Source organism: Allosphingosinicella sp., assembly GCF_036387215.1.
Classification (GTDB): Bacteria; Pseudomonadota; Alphaproteobacteria; order Sphingomonadales; family Sphingomonadaceae; genus Allosphingosinicella.
The window spans coordinates 1-18,113 of record NZ_DASVUE010000325.1 but is presented as its reverse complement, the minus strand read 5'-3'; the positions used below and the strand labels follow the sequence as shown (position 1 = coordinate 18,113).

21 protein-coding genes and 1 tRNA gene are annotated in these 18,113 nt (G+C 64.6%); 13 read left to right on the top strand and 9 right to left on the bottom strand.

The genetic code is table 11. The features are described 5' to 3' along the window. The coding region (locus VF662_RS13310; protein ID WP_464142084.1) for a hypothetical protein at positions 1-346 on the top strand (346 nt) is incomplete at its 5' end. 93 nt (positions 347-439) lie between these two features. Here the strand turns inward: VF662_RS13310 and VF662_RS13305 are convergent. Further along, on the bottom strand, positions 440-1,405 hold the full coding sequence (locus VF662_RS13305) for a glycosyltransferase family 2 protein (protein WP_464142081.1): 966 nt from the start codon (positions 1,403-1,405) through the stop codon (positions 440-442). A gap of 161 nt (positions 1,406-1,566) precedes the next feature. Between VF662_RS13305 and serS the strand changes: the two genes are divergently transcribed. The 4 genes from serS to VF662_RS13285 all read left to right on the top strand — a co-directional run bounded on the left by serS (position 1,567) and on the right by VF662_RS13285 (position 5,339). Beyond that, positions 1,567-2,826 (top strand): serine--tRNA ligase, encoded by a 1,260-nt coding sequence (gene serS / locus VF662_RS13300; protein ID WP_464142079.1) that lies wholly within the window; start codon positions 1,567-1,569, stop codon positions 2,824-2,826. A 236-nt stretch (positions 2,827-3,062) separates the two neighbouring features. After that, positions 3,063-3,926: a hypothetical protein gene (locus VF662_RS13295; protein WP_464142077.1), complete on the top strand. Its 864-nt coding sequence runs from the start codon at positions 3,063-3,065 to the stop codon at positions 3,924-3,926. A 50-nt stretch (positions 3,927-3,976) separates the two neighbouring features. Continuing rightward, complete coding sequence (locus tag VF662_RS13290; RefSeq protein WP_464142074.1) at positions 3,977-4,828, top strand: hypothetical protein; 852 nt, start codon at positions 3,977-3,979, stop codon at positions 4,826-4,828. Further along, a complete protein-coding gene (locus tag VF662_RS13285; protein WP_464142072.1) occupies positions 4,785-5,339 on the top strand; it encodes a class I SAM-dependent methyltransferase in 555 nt (184 codons plus the stop codon). Before VF662_RS13290 ends, VF662_RS13285 begins: the two co-directional genes overlap by 44 nt. On the opposite strand, the gene VF662_RS13280 is transcribed toward VF662_RS13285, so the two are convergent. Further along, the gene (locus VF662_RS13280) at positions 5,298-5,963 is read right to left on the bottom strand and encodes a sterol desaturase family protein (RefSeq protein ID WP_464142069.1); all 666 of its coding nucleotides are present in this window, start codon (positions 5,961-5,963) and stop codon (positions 5,298-5,300) included. The genes VF662_RS13285 and VF662_RS13280 overlap by 42 nt on opposite strands. Positions 5,964-6,073: 110 nt before the next feature. Here VF662_RS13280 and VF662_RS13275 point away from each other — a divergent pair, with 110 nt between their 5' ends. Next, positions 6,074-6,850, top strand: a complete 777-nt coding sequence (locus VF662_RS13275; RefSeq protein ID WP_464142066.1) for an SDR family NAD(P)-dependent oxidoreductase — start codon at positions 6,074-6,076, stop codon at positions 6,848-6,850. 168 nt (positions 6,851-7,018) lie between these two features. Then, positions 7,019-7,579 carry an esterase/lipase family protein gene (locus VF662_RS13270; protein ID WP_464142064.1) on the top strand — a complete coding sequence of 187 codons (561 nt, stop codon included), beginning with the start codon at positions 7,019-7,021 and terminating at the stop codon, positions 7,577-7,579. Here the strand turns inward: VF662_RS13270 and VF662_RS13265 are convergent. From VF662_RS13265 to VF662_RS13255, 3 genes are read right to left on the bottom strand one after another with little or no spacing between them, the layout of a single operon-like run. Then, on the bottom strand, positions 7,572-7,964 hold the full coding sequence (locus VF662_RS13265; protein ID WP_464142061.1) for an acyl-CoA thioesterase: 393 nt from the start codon (positions 7,962-7,964) through the stop codon (positions 7,572-7,574). The two genes, VF662_RS13270 and VF662_RS13265, sit on opposite strands and share 8 nt — an antisense overlap. After that, positions 7,961-9,349 carry a M1 family aminopeptidase gene (locus tag VF662_RS13260; RefSeq protein ID WP_464142059.1) on the bottom strand — a complete coding sequence of 463 codons (1,389 nt, stop codon included), beginning with the start codon at positions 9,347-9,349 and terminating at the stop codon, positions 7,961-7,963. The genes VF662_RS13265 and VF662_RS13260 overlap by 4 nt, the downstream gene beginning before the upstream one ends. Before the next feature lie 23 nt (positions 9,350-9,372). Next, a complete protein-coding gene (locus VF662_RS13255) occupies positions 9,373-11,433 on the bottom strand; it encodes a S9 family peptidase (RefSeq protein ID WP_464142087.1) in 2,061 nt (686 codons plus the stop codon). Positions 11,434-11,590: 157 nt separating this feature from the next. Here VF662_RS13255 and VF662_RS13250 point away from each other — a divergent pair, with 157 nt between their 5' ends. Then, a complete protein-coding gene (locus VF662_RS13250; protein WP_464142056.1) occupies positions 11,591-13,384 on the top strand; it encodes an aminopeptidase P family protein in 1,794 nt (597 codons plus the stop codon). Here the strand turns inward: VF662_RS13250 and VF662_RS13245 are convergent. After that, the gene (locus tag VF662_RS13245) at positions 13,381-13,506 is read right to left on the bottom strand and encodes a hypothetical protein (RefSeq protein WP_464142053.1); all 126 of its coding nucleotides are present in this window, start codon (positions 13,504-13,506) and stop codon (positions 13,381-13,383) included. The genes VF662_RS13250 and VF662_RS13245 overlap by 4 nt on opposite strands. Before the next feature lie 98 nt (positions 13,507-13,604). On the opposite strand from VF662_RS13245, the gene VF662_RS13240 reads away from it, so the two are divergent. Then, positions 13,605-13,679: transfer RNA gene (locus VF662_RS13240), tRNA-Thr, on the top strand. Positions 13,680-13,683: 4 nt separating this feature from the next. On the opposite strand, the gene VF662_RS13235 is transcribed toward VF662_RS13240, so the two are convergent. The 3 genes from VF662_RS13235 to VF662_RS13225 form a co-directional block, all read right to left on the bottom strand. After that, positions 13,684-14,373, bottom strand: coding sequence for a hypothetical protein (locus VF662_RS13235; RefSeq protein WP_464142051.1), 690 nt, complete (start codon positions 14,371-14,373; stop codon positions 13,684-13,686). Between the two features lie 91 nt (positions 14,374-14,464). Then, entirely contained in the window at positions 14,465-14,800 is a 336-nt protein-coding gene (locus tag VF662_RS13230) for a PilZ domain-containing protein (protein WP_464142049.1), read from the bottom strand. A gap of 41 nt (positions 14,801-14,841) precedes the next feature. Beyond that, the gene (locus VF662_RS13225; RefSeq protein WP_464142046.1) at positions 14,842-15,273 is read right to left on the bottom strand and encodes a PilZ domain-containing protein; all 432 of its coding nucleotides are present in this window, start codon (positions 15,271-15,273) and stop codon (positions 14,842-14,844) included. A gap of 145 nt (positions 15,274-15,418) precedes the next feature. Here VF662_RS13225 and VF662_RS13220 point away from each other — a divergent pair, with 145 nt between their 5' ends. The 4 genes from VF662_RS13220 to VF662_RS13205 all read left to right on the top strand — a co-directional run. After that, complete coding sequence (locus VF662_RS13220; protein WP_464142042.1) at positions 15,419-16,420, top strand: threonine aldolase family protein; 1,002 nt, start codon at positions 15,419-15,421, stop codon at positions 16,418-16,420. Beyond that, positions 16,417-17,343 carry a DMT family transporter gene (locus tag VF662_RS13215; RefSeq protein WP_464142037.1) on the top strand — a complete coding sequence of 309 codons (927 nt, stop codon included), beginning with the start codon at positions 16,417-16,419 and terminating at the stop codon, positions 17,341-17,343. Before VF662_RS13220 ends, VF662_RS13215 begins: the two co-directional genes overlap by 4 nt. Positions 17,344-17,416: 73 nt before the next feature. Then, a complete protein-coding gene (locus VF662_RS13210) occupies positions 17,417-17,854 on the top strand; it encodes a hypothetical protein (protein ID WP_464142035.1) in 438 nt (145 codons plus the stop codon). A 47-nt stretch (positions 17,855-17,901) separates the two neighbouring features. Then, positions 17,902-18,113 (top strand): hypothetical protein (locus tag VF662_RS13205; RefSeq protein WP_464142032.1); only part of this gene is annotated, 212 nt, incomplete at its 3' end.

Genomic DNA, 18,113 nt, shown 5'->3' with positions numbered 1-18,113 from the left:
TGCGTTCACGGGCGGCGCCCGCTCTCCGGAGATCGACATCTTCCAGAGCGGCACCGGCCAGCGTGCCTATGCCGAGCAGCGCGGCAAGGGCCAGGTTGCACGGATCGAGCAGAGCGGCACGAACAACACGGCCGGCATCCTCCAGGATACGGGTGCGACGAACGCCACGGCCCGGATCACCCAGTCGGGCACCGGTAACTCGTTCTTCGTCGTCCAGACGCAGCCGGGCGAGTTCATCAACGTCAACCAGACGGGCAGCAACAACACGGCGGTGACGCAGAGCGGCACCACCGGCACCGGCAGCTTCCAGGGCACCGCGGCCCCGGCCGGCTTCCCGACCTTCTGATCGGCCTTACAGCCAAATACTACAGCCCCGGCCGAGCGATCGGCCGGGGCTTTTCTTTTGTCTGAAGCAGCAGCGAAGCGCGGAAAACCTGGCTTAAGCGCTCCGCGACTTCCTCATTTCCGGGATGATGCCCCGGTCGGTGAGCCAGCGGAGCAGGGCAAGGCTGTGGCCGGCCGGACCCTGGAAGTCGAAGGCGATATTGTGGAAGTGGCAGCTGTCGAACAGCGGCGGCTCGCCTCCATTGTAGGTGAGAAGCGTGCCGTTGAACCTGCATCCCCGGAACCGCGCACCGTCGATCGCGAGGCGCTCACCGCCGAACATCCGCCCCGAATAATCCGGCGTTACCTCCGGTTCCCCCTTCGCCTTCCGGTCGAGCCGGTCCAGATAGCCTCGGAAGGGGAAGCGCCCGGCGCGCCTGGCGAGCTCCGCTTCGTAATCCGAGAAGACCCAGCTGGCCCGCTCCAGCATGAACTCGAAATGGTCCGCGTCGCAGGTGTTGGCGCCGTGGACGACGTAGCAATAATAATCCGGCGAGTCGGTTACGATGAAGCGGTGCTTGTCCATCAGCTCGGCCAGCATCACGGCATCCTCTTCGCGCGACTGCGCCGGATACGGCCCCACGGCTTCCCGCCGGGCGAGCATCGAGCCTTCCCACACCCGGATCGAGGACAGCGCCAAAGTGCGCCGCTTCGGCCACCAGATCGTCCAACGGCCGAGGAAGTGAGCCGAGGTGCCCGATTTTACCAAATTGCCCAGCTGATATTCGAGCCGGTTGGGGTGATAGAGGTCGTCATCGTCCCACTGGCAGACGAGCTCGCCCCTGGCTTCGGCAACGCTGACGTTGCGCAGCTCGCCAAGGCGGGCGTGGCCGGTTTCAACGTAGCGGATCTTCGGATCCGCGAGCTCGGCAACGTAGGCCGCAACGGCCGCGCCGGGTTCGTCGCAGACGATCACCAGCTCGCGATTGTCATAGGTCTGCGTCCGGAAGCATTCGATCGCGAAACTAGCGGGATAGAGCCCGCCGCGAGTTACCATCAGGCAGCTGATCAACGGGTCCATGGATCAATCGTCCGTGGCGGCAGCTAAGGGCGAGGCGGCACCGGCGGGAGCGGTCATTGCGGCCTTCTACAGTCTTGCCCCGGGGGCGCAAGAAAGCCGCGCCGGGGGCGGAGGAGCGCCGAGCTTGATTTTTCGTTCCGCGCCCGCCACCCGTGCCGGCCATGCTCAGCCTCAATTTCATCCGCGAGAAACGCGACGTCGTCGAACGGGCGATTGCCGAAAAGAATGTGAAGCTCGACCTTGGCGAGCTGCTCGGGCTCGACGCGGAGGTGCGGGCGATGAAGAGCGAGGTCGACGAGCTTCGGCGGCAGCGGAACGAGATCAGCGCCGGCTTCAAGAGTGCCGATCCGTCTGAGCGTCCGGCGCTCGGGGCGCGGGCCAAGGAGATGGGTGCGCGGGCCGCCGAGGTCGAGGCGGCGCTGGCGGAGAAGGGCGCGGCCCTCGACGCGCTGATGCTTCGGCTTCCGGGGATTCCGTGGGAGGGTGCGCCGGTCGGTCCGGACGAGAGCTTCAACACCGTCGTCCGCAAGGAAGGCGAGATCCCGAGGTTCGATTTCGAGCCGCGGGATCATGTCGCGCTCGTGGAGATGAACGACTGGGCGGAGCTGGGGCGGATCACGCAGGTGTCCGGCTCGCGCACCTATTGCCTGAAGGGGCGGCTGGCGATGCTGGAGCAGGCGCTGATGCTCTGGGCGCAGCAGCAGCTTGCCGCCGACGGCTTCACCTTGATGACCGTGCCCGCGCTTGCGCGGCCGCAGGCGTTCGTCGCGACCGGTCACTTCCCAGGCCACGAAGAAGAAGCCTATGAGATCCCGAAGGACGATCTCTACCTCGCCGGCACCGGCGAGATCGCGCTGACCTCGCTCCATTCGGGCGAGATCCTCGAGGCGCAGCAGCTTCCGATCCTCTACGCCGGCTATTCGCCCTGCTTCCGGCGGGAGGCGGGCAGCACCGGCCGCGACGTGCGCGGGCTGCTTCGGGTCCATCAATTCTACAAGCTCGAACAATATGTGATCTGCCCCGACGATCCCGAGGAATCTGCGCGCTGGCACCAGCGGCTGCTCGCCAATGCCGAGAACATGCTTCGCCAGCTCGAAATCCCCTATCAGGTGATCGAGGCCTCCACGGGTGACATGGGGCTCGGCAAGTTCCGGATGAACGACATCGAAAGCTGGGTGCCGTCGCTCGGCAAATATCGCGAGACCCACAGCTGCTCGACCTTGCACGACTGGCAGGCACGGCGGGCGAACCTGCGCTGGCGCGACCCGGAGCGGAAAGTGCGCTTCGTCCACACGCTCAACAACACCGCGCTGGCCAGCCCGCGCATTCTTGTGCCGCTGCTGGAAAACCATCAGCAGGCGGACGGGCGGGTGAGGCTGCCCAAGGCGCTGCAGGCCTTGATGGGCGGCGAGTATCTCTAGAACACGGGCCGACGACCGGGCCCTGCGCACCCTTCTTGACTCCCTTTATCAATGGGAGCAGCATCGGACGGCCAACAAGGGAGGCGTCAATGATTAGCCGGGTTCGAGCCATTTTGATGTCGTCTAGTGTTCTTTTCCTCCTTTCTGCCTGCGGCGTCGCCTGCGGGCCAGGCTGATACAGAGTCTGGTTCGGCATTATCCCTGTGCGGGACCCGCCTGACTATCTTGGGTTTGGGATGCTGATTGCGGCGACGATCGCTACGCCGGCAGCGGTACTTCTGATGCCGGCGTACTTCCTCCCGCTTTCACTTTTCCTGTTTCTGCTGCTGAACTTCGGTGGGCACGCAGCGTTGCACCGTTCTCTTGTTCCGATCCGTGGCTCTGGTCACGCGCTGTTGGCTGAGATGGTCTCGCTTTTTGCGTATGCATCGCAGCTTCTGAATTACCAGCTGATCACCGCCGCTCACATCAACCACCATGCTGTGGGGCGAAACGAGCCACTAACCGTGGATATCGTTGCTGAGCCTCCGGGACCAGCCGCGGTGGCCGCTTATTATTTCCGGCTGATCTGCGTGCCTCATGCTTACTGGTTCGGCAGAGGCTTCTGGGACTCCGCGCTAGAACCCATGGCCCGCAGATCCTCGAGTGGGCGGGTTCGGCTACTGTACCGGTTGCCCAAAATAGCCGCGCAGCTTTTCGTGCTGGCATTTACGCTGGCAGGACTGTGCTTGAATCCGGTCCACTTCCTGCTTTACTTTGTCGGCATCGGTTTTTTGTTCAACGTTCTCCAGAACGTGGCGCACTATGGATTAACGGGCGTGGACCGCCGAACCCACGCTTATGCCGCCTACACCTACGTGGTCGGCCCTCTTGCACGGAGGATCACCTACGGATCGCTTGCCCACCTGCCCCACCACGTCTTCATGAAGCGGTCGGGGCTGGTATTGCACCACGACACTGTCATCGAGAGCGTAGAGCGCAGACTTGGATTCGGCTTCCGCGTCAAATATGGCCTTCGGGCATATCTCGCCGATGTTATCAGACAGTTCCGCGGTCCAGTGGAGCGCGCTCGACTCAGCGAAGACTGGATGGCGAGATAAGCTCGCAAGTTTCTTCAGTGGCCGGCCAGAGGCCTGGTGCGCGCTGAGCCATGTGGTTTTGGAAGTCCCTTCGCAGCTCCCTTCGCTGGATCACCGCCAATCCGCTCCTCATCCTCCTGGTGTTCATCGTCGTACTCTACAACAGCGCGGCGGACTCCTCGAAGCAAGCCAACCTCAACCCGCTTAGCGCCGACTCGATTGCTTCGGTCATGGATCAGGCAATGGGTCCGATCAGCACCGAGTCCGTCTCGCTGCTGCTGCTGGGCGTTGTGAGTGCGTCGGCCCTCACCATGTTCAACGTCGGTGCAACCTTCGCTGTCTTCCAGCACCAGCCGAAGGCGATCCTTTCCGGCTTCCGTGCGGTCATGTCGCGCCGGACGTTTGAATATGCACTTGTCCAGATTTGCGTCCTTACTAGCTTTGCAGGAGGCTTCTTCCTCGTTGTGCGGGCGGTGGCCGACAGCGCGGCGGTGGACGATCGGCTGGGCGGCGTGCTCCTAATTGCAGTCTTCTCCGTCGGCTATCCGATTTTGTACATGATACTGTCGACCACGGCGCTGTTGATCGGTGCTGACGGCCCTCTTCACCTTAAGCTTGTCACCGGCCACGTGTTTCTAAAGTGGCCTAACCTAAAGAAGCTGACGTTGTTCTATTTGGTGAGGATCGGCAGCGAGGTGGCGGCGCTGGCCCTTCTCGCCAGCATCGCTGCGAACCTCGGCCTCTCGCCCATCATCGGGCTGCTACTGGGCGTAGCGGCGGCGACCCTTCCGTTGGCGTTGGTGAGGACAGCGGGGTTCCTGATTAAGCTCGATATTCTTGAGGGCGCCGCGTGGTTCAGATCGAATTTCCTCGATTATTATGAAGACGGCGGTAGGAGCTCCGGTGCGGCGCAGAAAGCTTGAGCGAATTGTCTCGGCGTTCAACAAGGCTGTTAACGATGCCGCTGAAGCGGCTCCTGCACTTGAAGTAGGGGCATCGGCAAAGCGACCCATTCTCACGGTACCGCACGGGATACTGGTGAACATCGACGCAACCGCCTTGCCGTGTGCCCCGAGGAGGTCGCTCGTGGCCGACGCGGCGCGGCTCCCATTTCACTCGTCTTCATTTGCCGTGGTCGCGGGGGCGTTCGTCCTGTGCTCGCTCGCCCACCCCGAACTGGTATCGCAGGAAATCGAACGAGTGCTGCAACCAGGAGGGCGCTACCTATCGCTTGAGCATGTTCGCGCCACCGGTCTTGTCGGCCGCGTTTGTCAAGGCGCCGCCGGACCTTTGCACCGTTTCTTCGGCGCGGGGTGCTCCCTCACCACGAAGCCCCACCTTGCGCAGGCAACGACAAAATTTGAACTTGTTTCCGCACGGCTTTGGCCAGACTTAATTGAGCCTATCCTTATGGCTGAGTATCGGAGAAGATGAAGATAGCCCTAAGCTAAAGCGGGTAGCGCTAGTGCTCATTTCGGATGTGTTCCTTGCGAACGTCCCAAAGAGGCGGTCCATTATAGTAGTAACCATTCCGAAATTGTGATTCTCATCCCGATAATGATGAAGGATATGATGGCGACAAAGCTGATTCAACCACTTATGATTACTCTTGTATCTTAGGTGCGCCATCCGGTGAACATATTCGTGGAAAGCCGAGAACAGGAGGAGGACGGCCACTGCTGTTCCCCCGCGCCCCGCTAGGAGCACGTGCCCAAAGAAAGCGAATATTGCCGCGGCAGGTAGTATCCCGCCGGCGAACACCGCCAGCCCCCTGGCAACCTCGTCCGTCCTATACAACCGCGTGACCGGCCGAAGATGATGATTGACGTGAAGCGCCTCCACAGCCCGGCGGTTCACCACTTTTCCGAATATCCTGCATGGGTGCAGAAAAAAGCGATGGCTGAGATATTCAAGCACAACGAATAGGCACGCGGACGCCGACGCTACAAAAATATCGATAGCGTACAGGCCGCCAAGTGCGATTTGCAATGAGAGAACGAGCCCCGCCAAACCAAGGTACAGCCACGTGCCGAGGTAGATAAGGAACACGTCTTTCATCGCACCCGCTAAAGCTCTTCCAATGCGCCGTCCGTGCACCATGCACCTCCCGCCTTTCATCCGGCCGCTGGACCAGTCTACACGTTTCTCCACAGAAGTGGAGCCTGGAGATGAAATCCGGAAGCAGAGGAGTTGGAGCACGTCTGGCGATCGTAACGGGCGGTACAAGCGGCATTGGCTGGGGGTTCGCCAGGGCGCTCGCCGCGGCGGGGACAGATCTCCTCATCGTCGCCCGGGACAGGGGCCAGTTGTCGGCGGCATGCAGGTACATTGAAACGGATTTCGGCGTGTCCGCTTATCCCTGCGCGGCCGATCTTTCGCTCCGTGAAGGCGTTGCCGAGGTGACTGAGGCGCTGCACAGACTCGGGCGTCACGCCTGCTATCTGGTGAACAGCGCCGGCTCCGGCTCACCCCAGCGCTTCGAGGACACTCCCTGGTCCTCGTTAGCCCGGCTTGTGGATCTTCATTGCCACGCCACCGCAAATTTGTGCCACGTCGTGATACCTGAGATGCGCCGGCGCGGCTTCGGGAGGATCATCAACATCGCGTCGCTGTCGGCAACCATTTCTCTTGCCGGGGAACAGGAGATGTACTCCGCTTCCAAGGCATTTGTAATAAGGCTTTCATCGAGCTTGAATCGGCGCCTGAAGTCGGAAGGCGTATACGTCACCGCCGTATGCCCTGGACTGACGAGAACCCGGTTCCACGTCAACGACGGAACGGCGGAGCGCGTACGCCGGATCCCCGGCATAATCTGGCTGGAGCCTGATGCAGTGGCCGCCCAGTCGCTTCGGTGGAATGAGCGTGGCCGTGAACTGCTCGTTCCGGGACGGATCAACAATCTCGTCTACCACCTGCTTCGGAAGCGGTTTGGCATTGTTGGATGAAGCGGCAATTGTCTTCGCCTTGCTGGCGACCGCGGTCTATCCTAGTCACGCGCGGTGAACCGACCGCCGCCGCTATGGCGACTCGCGCCCGAGCTAGCGCTTGCCGCGGGAACCCTTCACCGGCGATTAGGCCGCCTCGGCGAGCGTGGACTTGTATCGAACCTCCCATTGCTGGTCATACCCGGCTTCCTGGCGACCGACCGCACCACATTGGGGCTGCAACGCGCGTTGGCGGCGGCCGGCTTCCGGGTCTCCGGCTGGGGGCTCGGCCTCAATCGCGGGGTTACGGAACGCACGGTCGATCAAATCGGCATCGCTGTCGAACGCTTCGGCGCGGGGGAAAAGGTCATTCTGGTCGGCTGGAGCCTTGGCGGACTTTACGCTCGGGTGGTCGCGCAGGAGCGGCCGGAAATTGTGGACAAGGTGGTGACGCTCGGCTCCCCCTTCTCCGGCGACCGGCGGCGCAACAACAACGTGTGGCGGCTCTATGAGCTTGTGGCCGGCCACTCGGTGAACAGCCCTCCGATCGACAAGGATCCGGCGGTAAAGCCGCCGGTGCCGACGCTCGCAATCTGGTCGCGGCGCGACGGCATCGTGGCTCCCGCCGGCGCGCGCGGCCAGCCCGGCGAGCGCGATGCGGAGCTGGAAATCGACAGCAGCCACATGGGCTTTGCGGTCAGCGCGAAGGCTTATCCCGCGATTGTCGAAGCCATCCGCGCGTTCAGCTGACGAACGACTCCGCGACCTCCGGCGGCACGCGCTGCGGGCGCCCGGTGGCCTTGTCGACCGCTGCCCAGGTCGTCTTAGCGCGGACCCTCGGCTTACCGTCAGCGCCGGTGAACAGCATGTGCCGGTCGAAGCGGGCGCCGCGCGGCGGATCGGGTACCCAGGTCCGTCCCGTCACGGTTTCCCCGGGCAGCACGGCGCGAAGATAATCGATCTCGTGCCGGATCACGACCCACACGAAGCGGTCGCGATGCTCCGGCGGAGCCGCTTCGTACCAGTGGGCCGTCGCAATGTCCTGTATCCAGCGCACCCAGGCGGCATTGTTGACGTGCCCCAGCTCGTCAATATCCTCCGCCTTGGCCGTGATCTCCCGCTCGAAACTTTTCACCGGAGCCTCAATTCGCCTGAGCCTGCAACGTCATGCGCGACGCCCGCGCGGCGGAACAGGGAAGCGATGTCCCTGCGCGGTTCGTCGCTTCCCCGTTCCGCCAGCCGCCTGATGTCGCGCGCGAGCGTCGGATCGCGCGAAACCTGCGTCAGCATCGCCAGCCAATCGGCTTGGCTGACCACCCCATCCTTCCGGTTTGCTTCGATCAGGCTCCTCCAGAAGCCGCCGATCCCGCCGCCCGGGCGCCGCTTGTTCTGCGCGGCCTCCGCGACCAGCCCGAAGACGGCGCCGCAGGCATAATAAGCATCATGCTCGCTGCGCTCGTTGGCGCTGTTCACCGGTCTCCTCGCATAGCCCGCGCATTTGGCGATCGCCTCGTTGAGGCGCTTCCGCGGATCGTAGGCAGGGTCGATGCTTGGGATGGCGCGTACTGCGATGAGATCGGCGCCGCCTTCGGTCATCCAGGCGTGGTTGGCGGCGTCGTAATCCACCGTTTGCCCGAGCCAGAAATGCGCGGTCTCGTGCGCGACGAACCAATGCATGTAATCGCGCGCCTGCTGGCTCCGTTCGGCGACGCCCGCGCCTTCGAACGCCATCAGTACGAGGCCCGGGAGAACGCTTCCGCCAAGGCTGGTGCGGCCGGGCGTCGGCCCCGCCCAGCTTGCCATCAGCATCGGCTTCGGCCCGCTGCGGGGGCCGAGTAGCTGCCGATGGAGCGCAAGCAGGCGCGGCGTGGAGGTGCGGAGGTCGTCTGCCAGCCACTTGGGAAGGGCTGGATCGAGGACTGCGGCGATATCGGCCGTGCTGACCACCTCGCCCTTCCCGAACAGCACATAGGAGCGGCCTTCGGTGGTGACGACTTTGTCCTTTCGGACCCCCGCGTGGAGCACCTTGCCTGCGCGGTCGCGGAACGTGGCGCGCGTGAGGCCGGCTATGTCGATGTTGCGAAGCTCGATCGGCAGCTTCGCCGCGGCTGCCGCCGAGGGGAGCGGCGTCACGTCGAACTGGTCGGTGAACAAGGCGACGGCGCCGTCCGAGAAGACCAGGGCCGGGTCGTAATCGGCCTCCAGATCGAGGGTCGAGGGCGTAAAGCGGATTCGCACCCGCTCCGGGACGTTACCCCGCTCGCTCACCAGCACGTCGTACCAGCCGTGCCGCTCCAGCCGCAGGCCCTTCGTCTCTATCGTCCAGCTGCGCGGCCGCCACGGCTTCCGATCCTCGCGGGCAAGCGCCGAATGGAGGAAGGCCCAGGCCGGGGCGGCGCGGGAGAAGTGGTAGTCCGCGATCCAGCTGTTGCCGTCGCGGGTGACCTCGACGTCGGCGACTACCGGCTGCGGCGCGGCATGCGCCGGCGTCAGGAGGCAGAGCGCCAGCAGCGTCGCCAATCGCGCGAGGAGCCGCACCGGTGTCAGTCGATCTGGCTGAGGATGAAGGCGTAGGCCTCGGCCGTCTCGCGCACACGGTCCCAGCGGCCCGACTTGCCGCCGTGGCCCGCGCCCATGTTGATCTTGAGCAGCAGCAGGTTGTCGTCAGTCTTCAGCTCGCGGAGCTTGGCCGCCCATTTCGCCGGCTCCCAATAGGTCACCCGCGGGTCGTTGAGGCCGCCGGTGATCAGCATCGGCGGATATTTCTGCGCCTTCACCTGATCGTAGGGCGAATAGCTTCGGATGAGCTCGAACGCGGCCTTGTCGGTGATCGGATTGCCCCATTCGGGCCACTCGCCGGGGGTGAGCGGCAGACTCTCGTCCTGCATGGTATTGAGCACGTCGACGAACGGCACGTCGGCCACCACCGCTCCCCAAAGCTCGGGGTCCGTGTTCACCACGACGCCCATCAGCTCGCCGCCGGCCGATCCGCCTTGGATTCCGATCCTGCCGGGGCTGGTGAAGCCCTGCGCGATCAGCCCCTTCGCCGCATCGACGAAATCGTTGAACGTATTGGTCCGTTTGGTGAGCTTTCCGTCCAGAAACCAGCCATAGCCGAGATCGTCTCCGCCGCGGATATGGGCGATCGCATAGGCATAACCGCGGTCGAGGAGGCTGAGGCGGCTGCTCGAGAAGCTTGGCGGGATCGCATAGCCGTAGGCGCCATAGGCGTAGAGGAAGACCTTGCCCGAGCCGTCCTTCGGGAAGCCCTTCTTGTAGACGATCGAGACCGGCACCTTCTTGCCGTCACGCGTCGGCAGCATCAGCCGTTCGGTCGCATATTGGGAGGCGTCGTAGCCGGACGGGATCTCCTGGACCTTCAGGACCTCCAGCTTTTCGGTCTTCGGGTGATAATCGTAGACCGTCGCCGGCGTCACCATAGAGCTGTAGGCGAGGCGGTAGGCGGCCGGCGCATATTCGGCATTGGTGCCGAAGGAGGCGTTGTAGCTGGCCTCGGGGAAGCGGACGCGCTTCTCCGAGCCGTCGTAGCTGCGCAGGCGGATCTGATCGAGCCCGTCGACCCGCTCGGTGATGCCGAGGTGGTCGCGGAAGGCGGAGACGCCGCGGAGATAGACGCGGTCCGAGCCTGAAATCACCGTCTTCCAAGCTCCCGGGCGCTGCGGCGAAGCTTCGGCGATCCGGAAGTTCACATGATCATCATTGGTGAGGATCCAGAGCTTGCCGTGGCTCGCGTCCACCGAATATTCGCGGTTGGCCTTGCGAGGCGAGATGAGCGTCAGCGGCGCTTCGGGATTGTCGGCGGAGACGAACCGGACCTCGCTGGTGGCGTTGTCGCCGGTCGAGACGAAGATGAGGCTGCGGTCCTGCGACTTGCCGATGCCGACGGAGAAGCCCTTGTCGGCGGTCTCCTCGTACAGCGTCTTGTCCTCGGATGCGGGCCGCCCGAGCCGGTGCAGCCGAGCCCGGTAGCTGCGCCAATTCTCGTTCACTTCCGTGAAGACGACGGCCTTGCTGTCGTTGCTCCACACGAGGGAGCCGATGCCGACTTCCGTCACCGTCTCGATATCCTTGCCGGTGGCAAGGTCGCGGATCCTGAGCTTGAACCGCTCCGATCCATTGTCGTCGACGTAGATCGCGGCGAGCTTCCCGTCGGGGCTCACTTCGAGGTCGCCCAGCCGGTAATATTCCTTGCCTTCCGCCTCCGCCGCCTCGTCGAGCAGCACCTGATCCGCGCCGCCGCCCGCCGGTTTCCGGTACCAGGTGCGGTATTGCGCGCCCGGCTTGAACGCCCACCAGTAAAGCCAGTCGCCGTCCTTGTAGGGGACGCTCGATTCGTCCTCCTTGATGCGGCCCTTCATCTCCTCGAAGATCGTGTCGACGAGGCCCTCGTGCGGCTTCATTGCCGCTTCGAAATAGGCATTCTCGGCCTTGAGGTATGCAAGCACGTCCTCGTCGTCGACCTTGGGATATCCCTGGTCCTTCAGCCAGAAATAGGGGTCCTCCACCCGGTAACCGTGGCGTTCGTAGCTGTAGGGCCGCTTGTCGGCTTTGGGGGGCGGGGGAAGTTCTGAAGCTTTGGTCATCGTCGCTTTCTGGGGCTGGGCGGCGGCAGGCGCGCCGGCGAGGAGAATGGATAGGATGAGAATGCGCATCGGCATGTTCCTGGGCTCGGCGCAAGGCTGGCGCGCCGTGAAGATCGGCCTTACTTAGCGCTCCGCACCTCAATTCGGGAAGAACAGAATGTCGACCTACGAAGCGCGGCTCGCGGCCCTTCGCGAGCAGCTGAAGGCGGACCGGCTGGACGGCTTCGTCGTTCCACTGACCGACGAGCATATGAGCGAATATGTCGGCAGCTACGCGCAGCGGCTCGCCTGGTTGACCGGCTTTCAGGGCTCGGCCGGATCGGCGGTGGTGCTTCCCGAGGAAGCGGCGATCTTCACCGACGGGCGCTACACTTTGCAGGTGCGCGACCAGGTAGACGGGCGGCACTGGAGCTACCAGTCGGTGCCCGAGACCAGCGTGGCCGCCTGGCTGAAGGAGCATGCGCGGGGCGGCGGGCGCATCGGCTACGATCCCTGGCTGCACACCAGCGACTGGGTGAAGCGCGCCCGGGAAGCGCTGGCCGAAAAGGGCGCCGAGCTGGTCCCCGTCCGGCGCAACCCGATCGACGCCGTCTGGGCGGACAAGCCGGAGCCGTCAAAGGCCAAGCTGATCGTCCATCCGGATGTCTATGCCGGCAAGTCCTCGGCGGCGAAGCGCCAGGAGATGGGGGACTGGCTGCGCGAGCAGAAGGCGGACGCGGCCGTGCTGTCGGCGCTGGATTCGATCGCCTGGACCTTCAATGTGCGTGGCCAGGACGTGGAGCACACGCCGGTCGCGCTTTCCTTCGCCGTCGTCCACGAGGACGGCACCGCCGATCTCTTCGTCGAGCCGGAGAAGATGGGCGAGGACGTCCGGCAGCATCTCGGCAACGGCGTCAGGGTCCATGGGCGCGATGCGTTCGAGCCTTATCTCGCCTCGCTTGCCGGAAAGGCGGTCGTCGCCGATCCCGAGCGGGCGGTTGCTGCGATCTTCGAAGCGCTGGAGGGAGCGGGCGCCAGGATCGTTCAGAAGCGTGACCCCTCCGTGCTTCCGAAGGCGATCAAGAACGAGGCCGAGATCCGCGGCCACCGCGCCGCCCAGGCCCGAGACGGGGCTGCGCTCACCCGGTTCCTCCACTGGCTCTCGGTCGAGGCGCCGAAGGGGGGAGTGGACGAGCTTTCAGCGGCCGCCAGGCTGCACGAGTTCCGCCAGGAATGCGGCGACCTTCGCGACACCAGCTTCGACACCATCTCGGGTTCGGGCCCCAACGGCGCCATCGTCCACTACCGGGTGACCGAAGGGACGAACCGGCCGCTGGAGAAGAACTCGCTCTATCTGGTCGATTCAGGGGGGCAATATCCCGACGGCACCACCGACGTGACCCGCACCGTCGCGATCGGCACGCCCACGGAGGAGATGCGGGACAGGTTCACGCGCGTGCTGAAGGGCCATATCGCGGTCGCGCGGGCGCTGTTCCCGAACGGCACCCGCGGCAGTCAGCTCGATACGCTGGCTCGGCAATATCTGTGGCAGGCGGGGCTCGATTACGCCCACGGCACCGGCCACGGCGTCGGCAGCTATCTGTCGGTGCACGAGGGACCGCAGCGTATTTCCCCGGTCGGGTCGAGCCAATCGGGCGGCGACGAACCGCTCCGGGCCGGCATGCTGCTCTCCAACGAGCCCGGCTATTACAAGACGGGCGAGTACGGCATCCGCATCGAAAATCTGATCCTCGTCCGCCCCGTCGAGATCCACGGTGCGGAGAAGGAGATGCTCGGCTTCGAGACGCTCACCTTCGCGCCGATCGACCGCAGCTTGATCGAGCCTTCGCTGCTGTCGGAAGAGGAGCGACGCTGGCTTGACGACTACCACCGCCAGGTGATCGAGGTGGTGGGGCCGCAGCTGGAGGGCGAAGCGCTGGACTGGCTGAAAGCGCAGTGCCGGCCAATCTAGGGTGAGGACGGTTTGTCCGGTGCGGGATCAGGCTTGCCCCGCGCCTGCGCCTTGCGCCGCTTCAGATTCTGCCGGAGCGCCTCGGCGAGCCGCCTTTCCCGTTCCGCATCGATCTTTGACATGCCGGAAATCTAGTCAGGATCACGCACTTGCCGCAAGCCGCCTTGACATTGCATCGGCTGCCCGGCCATAGCGCCGCGTCTTCCGACATCTAGGCGATGCTGCCGTAGCTCAGTGGTAGAGCGCATCCTTGGTAAGGCTGAGGTCGTGAGTTCAATCCTCACCGGCAGCACCACCGCCTAGTCAGTCGCTGTCGGAACGCCCGCATCGGCATTGGTGAGCACGCTCTGATGAACGTGCCCGATGGTCCACGAAAGCGGATGATCGAGATAGACCGGAATGCCCGCCTCGCGGAGGCGCCGGAAGAAGAACACGTCCTCCCCGACGATGCGGGTGCCGTCGTCCAGCATTTCGATCGCGAAGAGCGGCCACATGCCGGGCCGCCCGGCCGCCACCGCGTGCCGCTCAAGCGTGCCGAAGACCGTGGCATCCATCAGGCAGCAGCCGAAGCCGAGGCTCAGGACCTGCGGCACGGCTCCCTCCCTCGCCAATGCCTCGGTCGTCGAGACCAGCTTGTCGTCGAGGCCGGTCGCGGTCGGGAAGTGGGGCGGCACCCGCCGCGGATAATTGACGCCGACCACGGGCAGGTTGAGCGACAGCAGCCGCAGCAGCGCCTCTTCGGGGAAGTGCTGGTCCGCATCGAGCCACAGCAAATAGTTTGCCCCCCACGCAAGAGCGTCCTTCACCAGCAGGTTCCGGAGCTGCGGCAGCACCGACGAGGTGTGCATGAACAACTCGATGCGGGGCGGCTGGACCTCGCCGTTGAAGTTGAACTGGGTCTGCACCGAGCGCGCCATCAGCTTTGCAAGGCTGTAGGCGAATTGCGGAGTTACATCCCCGTAGTGGGGGACGCAGATCGCGATCTTCATGTGGTTGCCGCCGCTTCGGAATGTGCCATCGCGCTCCTCCTAATCGAAGATGCGGATGGTTCACAGCGGCCGCGTCAGGCGCTCACGAGCCTTATTTCCGGACCATCATCTGGAGCACCGCCGGATGCAGCGGGCGCTCGAAGGCGCAGCCGATATAGTGGGCGTTGGACCAGGCAACCTTGGCGTGGAGCGCCTCAAGGCCGGGTAGCTTCAGCCACACGTCGGCGCCCTGCTGGAGATCGAGGTGCGTCGAGGCGCGGAAGCCGTGGGTGGAAAGGTCCAGGATCTGGACGGTCACGCCGCTGGCGCCGCGCTGCCGGAGACCCGCGCCGATCTCGACCCCGGTGCGCTCGGCCTTGCGGCCGTTCTCGAGCCCGGTGGTGGCGAGCTCGCCCTTGATATCGACTGGGTTGCTGTAGTGGAGCATGTTCCGCGTTCCCGTGGGGGCAGCTGGGCCGACCCTTTCGGTTAATCTCCAGTGACGTTGATGCCGACCGAGACGCCCCAGACGCGGGCGAGCTTGCGCTCGTGATCGCTGAGGCCCTCGTGAAGGGCCGGGCGCCGGAAGCGCTGCTGGCTCTGGTTGGATTTGGACGTGCCGAGCTGGATCAGCACCTCGCTCTCGTCGATCTGGCGAAGGAACTCGAGACCCACCCGGTTGCCGCCGCCGGTCCAGGCCACCCGCGCGGGCACCACGGTGCCGCCCCGGATGAAGACCAGCTCGTCGCCGACGTTGAACACTTCGTTCGTCTCGACGAGCGCACCCTTGCGCGAAAGGTCCCGGAGGCGCGCATCGACCTCGGAGAAGGCGGAAGTCCTCAGCCGCGCCGCCAGCAGCACCCGGTTGCGCTTCGCGCTCCGCTGCCCCGCCGATACGCCCGAAAAATTCTCTGCGCCCATTCCCGTACTTCCCCGTCTTAACCTTGTCCCCACCCTAGGGAATGAGGGCTAATTAGAGGTAAACGCCGCGTCAGTATTTTGCCGGAGGCGCCCATTCCGGCTCATCGCGATTGACCTTGTGCGGGGGCGGTCTATGCGCCCGGGCATGCGTTTTTTCTCGGATAATGCGGCGGCCGTGTGCCCCGAAGCGATGGCGGCGATTTCCGCCGCCAACCGGCTCGACACCGCCTATGACGGCGACGCGCTCAGCGCCCGGCTGAGCGGCGCCTTTTCGGAGCTGTTCGAGACTGAGGTCGAGGCTCTGTGGGTGGCAACGGGCACGGCGGCTAATTCGCTCGCACTGGCGGCCCTCTGCCCTTCTTACGGGAGCATCATCTGCCACCGGGATGCGCACATCCAGAACGACGAGTGTGGCGCTCCTGAGTTCTACACCGGCGGAGCGAAGCTTCTGCTGGGCGATGGCGAGGGCGCGAAGCTCAGCCCGGAGACGGTGGACGGCCTGATCGGGAGCATCCGCAAGGACGTGCACCAGGTGCAGCCGGCGGCGCTCTCGATCACCAACGCGACCGAATACGGCCTCGTCTACACGCCCGATGAAGTGGCGGCCTTGGGTGAGCTCTGCCGGAGCCGCGGCCTCGGCTTCCACATGGACGGCGCGCGCTTCGCAAACGCGGTGGCGCGGCTCGGCTGCTCGCCCGCGGACCTTACCTGGCGGGCAGGCGTGGACGCGCTGTCGTTCGGCTTCGTGAAGAATGGCGGCATGTCGGCGGAGGTCCTGGTTTTCTTCGGCGGCGAGCACCGCCAGGCAAGCCTCTACCGCCGCAAGCGCGCCGGCCACCTCCTGTCCAAGGGCCGATTCATGGCCGCTCAGGTGCTGGCGATGCTCGAAGGCGACGTGTGGCTCCGCAACGCGAGAGCCGCCAATGACAGCGCCGCACGCCTCGCCTCGGCCGCCGGCGACCGGCTGGTGCTGCCGGTCGAGGCCAACGAAGTGTTCCTGAAGGTTTCCCCGGACGAAGCAGAGGCACTCCGCTCGCAGGGGTTCGATTTCTACGATTGGGGCGTGGGCGAAGCGCGGCTGGTGACGAGCTGGGACTCCGACCCCGCCCATGTCGAGGCGCTGGCTACGGCGATCGAGGCGCTGTGACCGGCGACGATCGCGCTTTCCTCCGCCCCCGAGTCCTCATCCCTTTCATCACGATCACCCTGATCTGGGGCTCCACCTGGATCGTGATCAAGGACCAGCTGGGGCCGGTTCCGCCGGCATGGTCGGTCACCTACCGCTACGTAATCGCCTGCGCCGCCATGTTCGCCTATGCCGCGGTTAAGCGCTCGCCGTTGCGGATCGGTCGGCAAGGCCATTTGCTGGCGCTCTCGTTCGGGCTTCCGCAATTCTTCCTCAACTTCAACTTCGTCTACGCGGCCGAGCAGTACATCACCTCCGGCGTCGTCGCGGTGGTGTTCGCGCTTCTGCTCGTTCCGAACAGCTTCTTTTCCTGGTTCTTCCTGAAGCATCGGATCTCGAAGCGGTTCGTGATCGGATCCGCGGTCGCGGTCGGCGGCGTGAGCCTGTTGTTCGTCAACGAGGTCCGCGCCGCATCGGCGTCTCCGGAGGCCGTGGCTATCGGGATCGGCTTCACGATCATCGGCGTCCTCTCAGCCTCGGTGTCCAACGTGATGCAGGCGACGGAGCGGCTGCGCTCCCGGCCGATCGCGAGCATGATCGCCTGGGGGATGTTCTACGGCACTGCGGCAAACGCGCTGTTCGCGCTCGGCCTCTACGGAGGGCCCGTGTTCGAATATCGCGCCGGCTACTGGATCGGGGTCTTCTATCTGGGCCTGATCGCCTCGGCGCTCGCCTTCACCTTCTACTTCAAGATCCTTCGCGAGGTAGGCCCCGGCCGCGCGGCTTACTCGAGCCTGCTCGTCCCGATCATCGCAATGGCCTTCTCAACAGCTTTCGAGGATTATCACTGGTCCACGCTTGCGGTGGCGGGCGGTGTGCTGGCCATCTTCGGCCTGTTCATCGCGCTCCGTTCCTCGCGACCCCAGCCGGTGGTCGAGGGCTAGGCAAAAGGCGGAGAAACCCCCTTCCGCTCTGAAAAAGTTGAGCTTATGGAGGTGTGTTAGAGGGACAAGTCACGTGAATGATGTGAAAGCGCACACCGGCGAAGTAATCTTGCACAATGAGGCGTCGGCGTTCGAGCGGCTGCATGCGCTGGTGCGCAAGGGCTATGAAGCGAGCCTTGGAACCGAGAGCGGCGACGGCAGCATCGTTCTGAAGCATCTCGGCCGGGCGCCGGATCTGGTGCTCCGCCCGGACGGCACGATCATGGAGAATCCGGGCCGGATCCCGCGGCACAAAAGGCATGTTCCGAACCCAGGCGTCATCCCGGCCGAGCGGGATGCCGACCATCTGAAATTCATGAAGTTCCTCGAAACGGTGCCGAAGGCGACGCTTCGCGACCGCACCCGGCCCTGGCGGCGCAAGTACATCTACGTGCCGGCGCTCCTGATCATCTTCTGGGGCCTGTCGCTGCTGTTCACGGCGATGATCATCGAGGCCGGAGGCGGCGGCTGACCGTGAGGCGCATTGCGCCGGGCCCTGGCGGTTCCTAGATCGACCCCATGCTGGACGCCCAGAATGCAGTCGCCGCGCCGCCGGCGACGATCCGCCGCGAGGATTACCGCCCGCCCGACTGGCTCGTCCCGGACATCTCGCTGGACTTCGAGCTCGATCCGCAGCGGACGCTGGTGCGCTCCACGCTTCAGGTGGAGCGGAACGGGGATCATGACGAGCCGCTGCGGCTGGACGGAGAGGGGCTGAAGCTCCTCAGCGT

Coding starts and splice junctions, on each gene's coding strand:
- serS (WP_464142079.1), top strand. CDS start 1,567: ATGCTCAGCCTCAATTTCATCCGCGAGAAACGCGACGTCGTCGAACGG.
- VF662_RS13250 (WP_464142056.1), top strand. CDS start 11,591: ATGTCGACCTACGAAGCGCGGCTCGCGGCCCTTCGCGAGCAGCTGAAG.
- VF662_RS13275 (WP_464142066.1), top strand. CDS start 6,074: ATGAAATCCGGAAGCAGAGGAGTTGGAGCACGTCTGGCGATCGTAACG.
- VF662_RS13220 (WP_464142042.1), top strand. CDS start 15,419: ATGCGTTTTTTCTCGGATAATGCGGCGGCCGTGTGCCCCGAAGCGATG.
- VF662_RS13285 (WP_464142072.1), top strand. CDS start 4,785: ATGAAGACGGCGGTAGGAGCTCCGGTGCGGCGCAGAAAGCTTGAGCGA.
- VF662_RS13290 (WP_464142074.1), top strand. CDS start 3,977: ATGTGGTTTTGGAAGTCCCTTCGCAGCTCCCTTCGCTGGATCACCGCC.
- VF662_RS13295 (WP_464142077.1), top strand. CDS start 3,063: ATGCTGATTGCGGCGACGATCGCTACGCCGGCAGCGGTACTTCTGATG.
- VF662_RS13230 (WP_464142049.1), bottom strand. CDS start 14,800: ATGCTCCACTACAGCAACCCAGTCGATATCAAGGGCGAGCTCGCCACC.
- VF662_RS13225 (WP_464142046.1), bottom strand. CDS start 15,273: ATGGGCGCAGAGAATTTTTCGGGCGTATCGGCGGGGCAGCGGAGCGCG.
- VF662_RS13305 (WP_464142081.1), bottom strand. CDS start 1,405: ATGGACCCGTTGATCAGCTGCCTGATGGTAACTCGCGGCGGGCTCTAT.
- VF662_RS13235 (WP_464142051.1), bottom strand. CDS start 14,373: ATGAAGATCGCGATCTGCGTCCCCCACTACGGGGATGTAACTCCGCAA.
- VF662_RS13280 (WP_464142069.1), bottom strand. CDS start 5,963: ATGAAAGACGTGTTCCTTATCTACCTCGGCACGTGGCTGTACCTTGGT.
- VF662_RS13255 (WP_464142087.1), bottom strand. CDS start 11,433: ATGACCAAAGCTTCAGAACTTCCCCCGCCCCCCAAAGCCGACAAGCGG.
- VF662_RS13245 (WP_464142053.1), bottom strand. CDS start 13,506: ATGTCAAAGATCGATGCGGAACGGGAAAGGCGGCTCGCCGAGGCGCTC.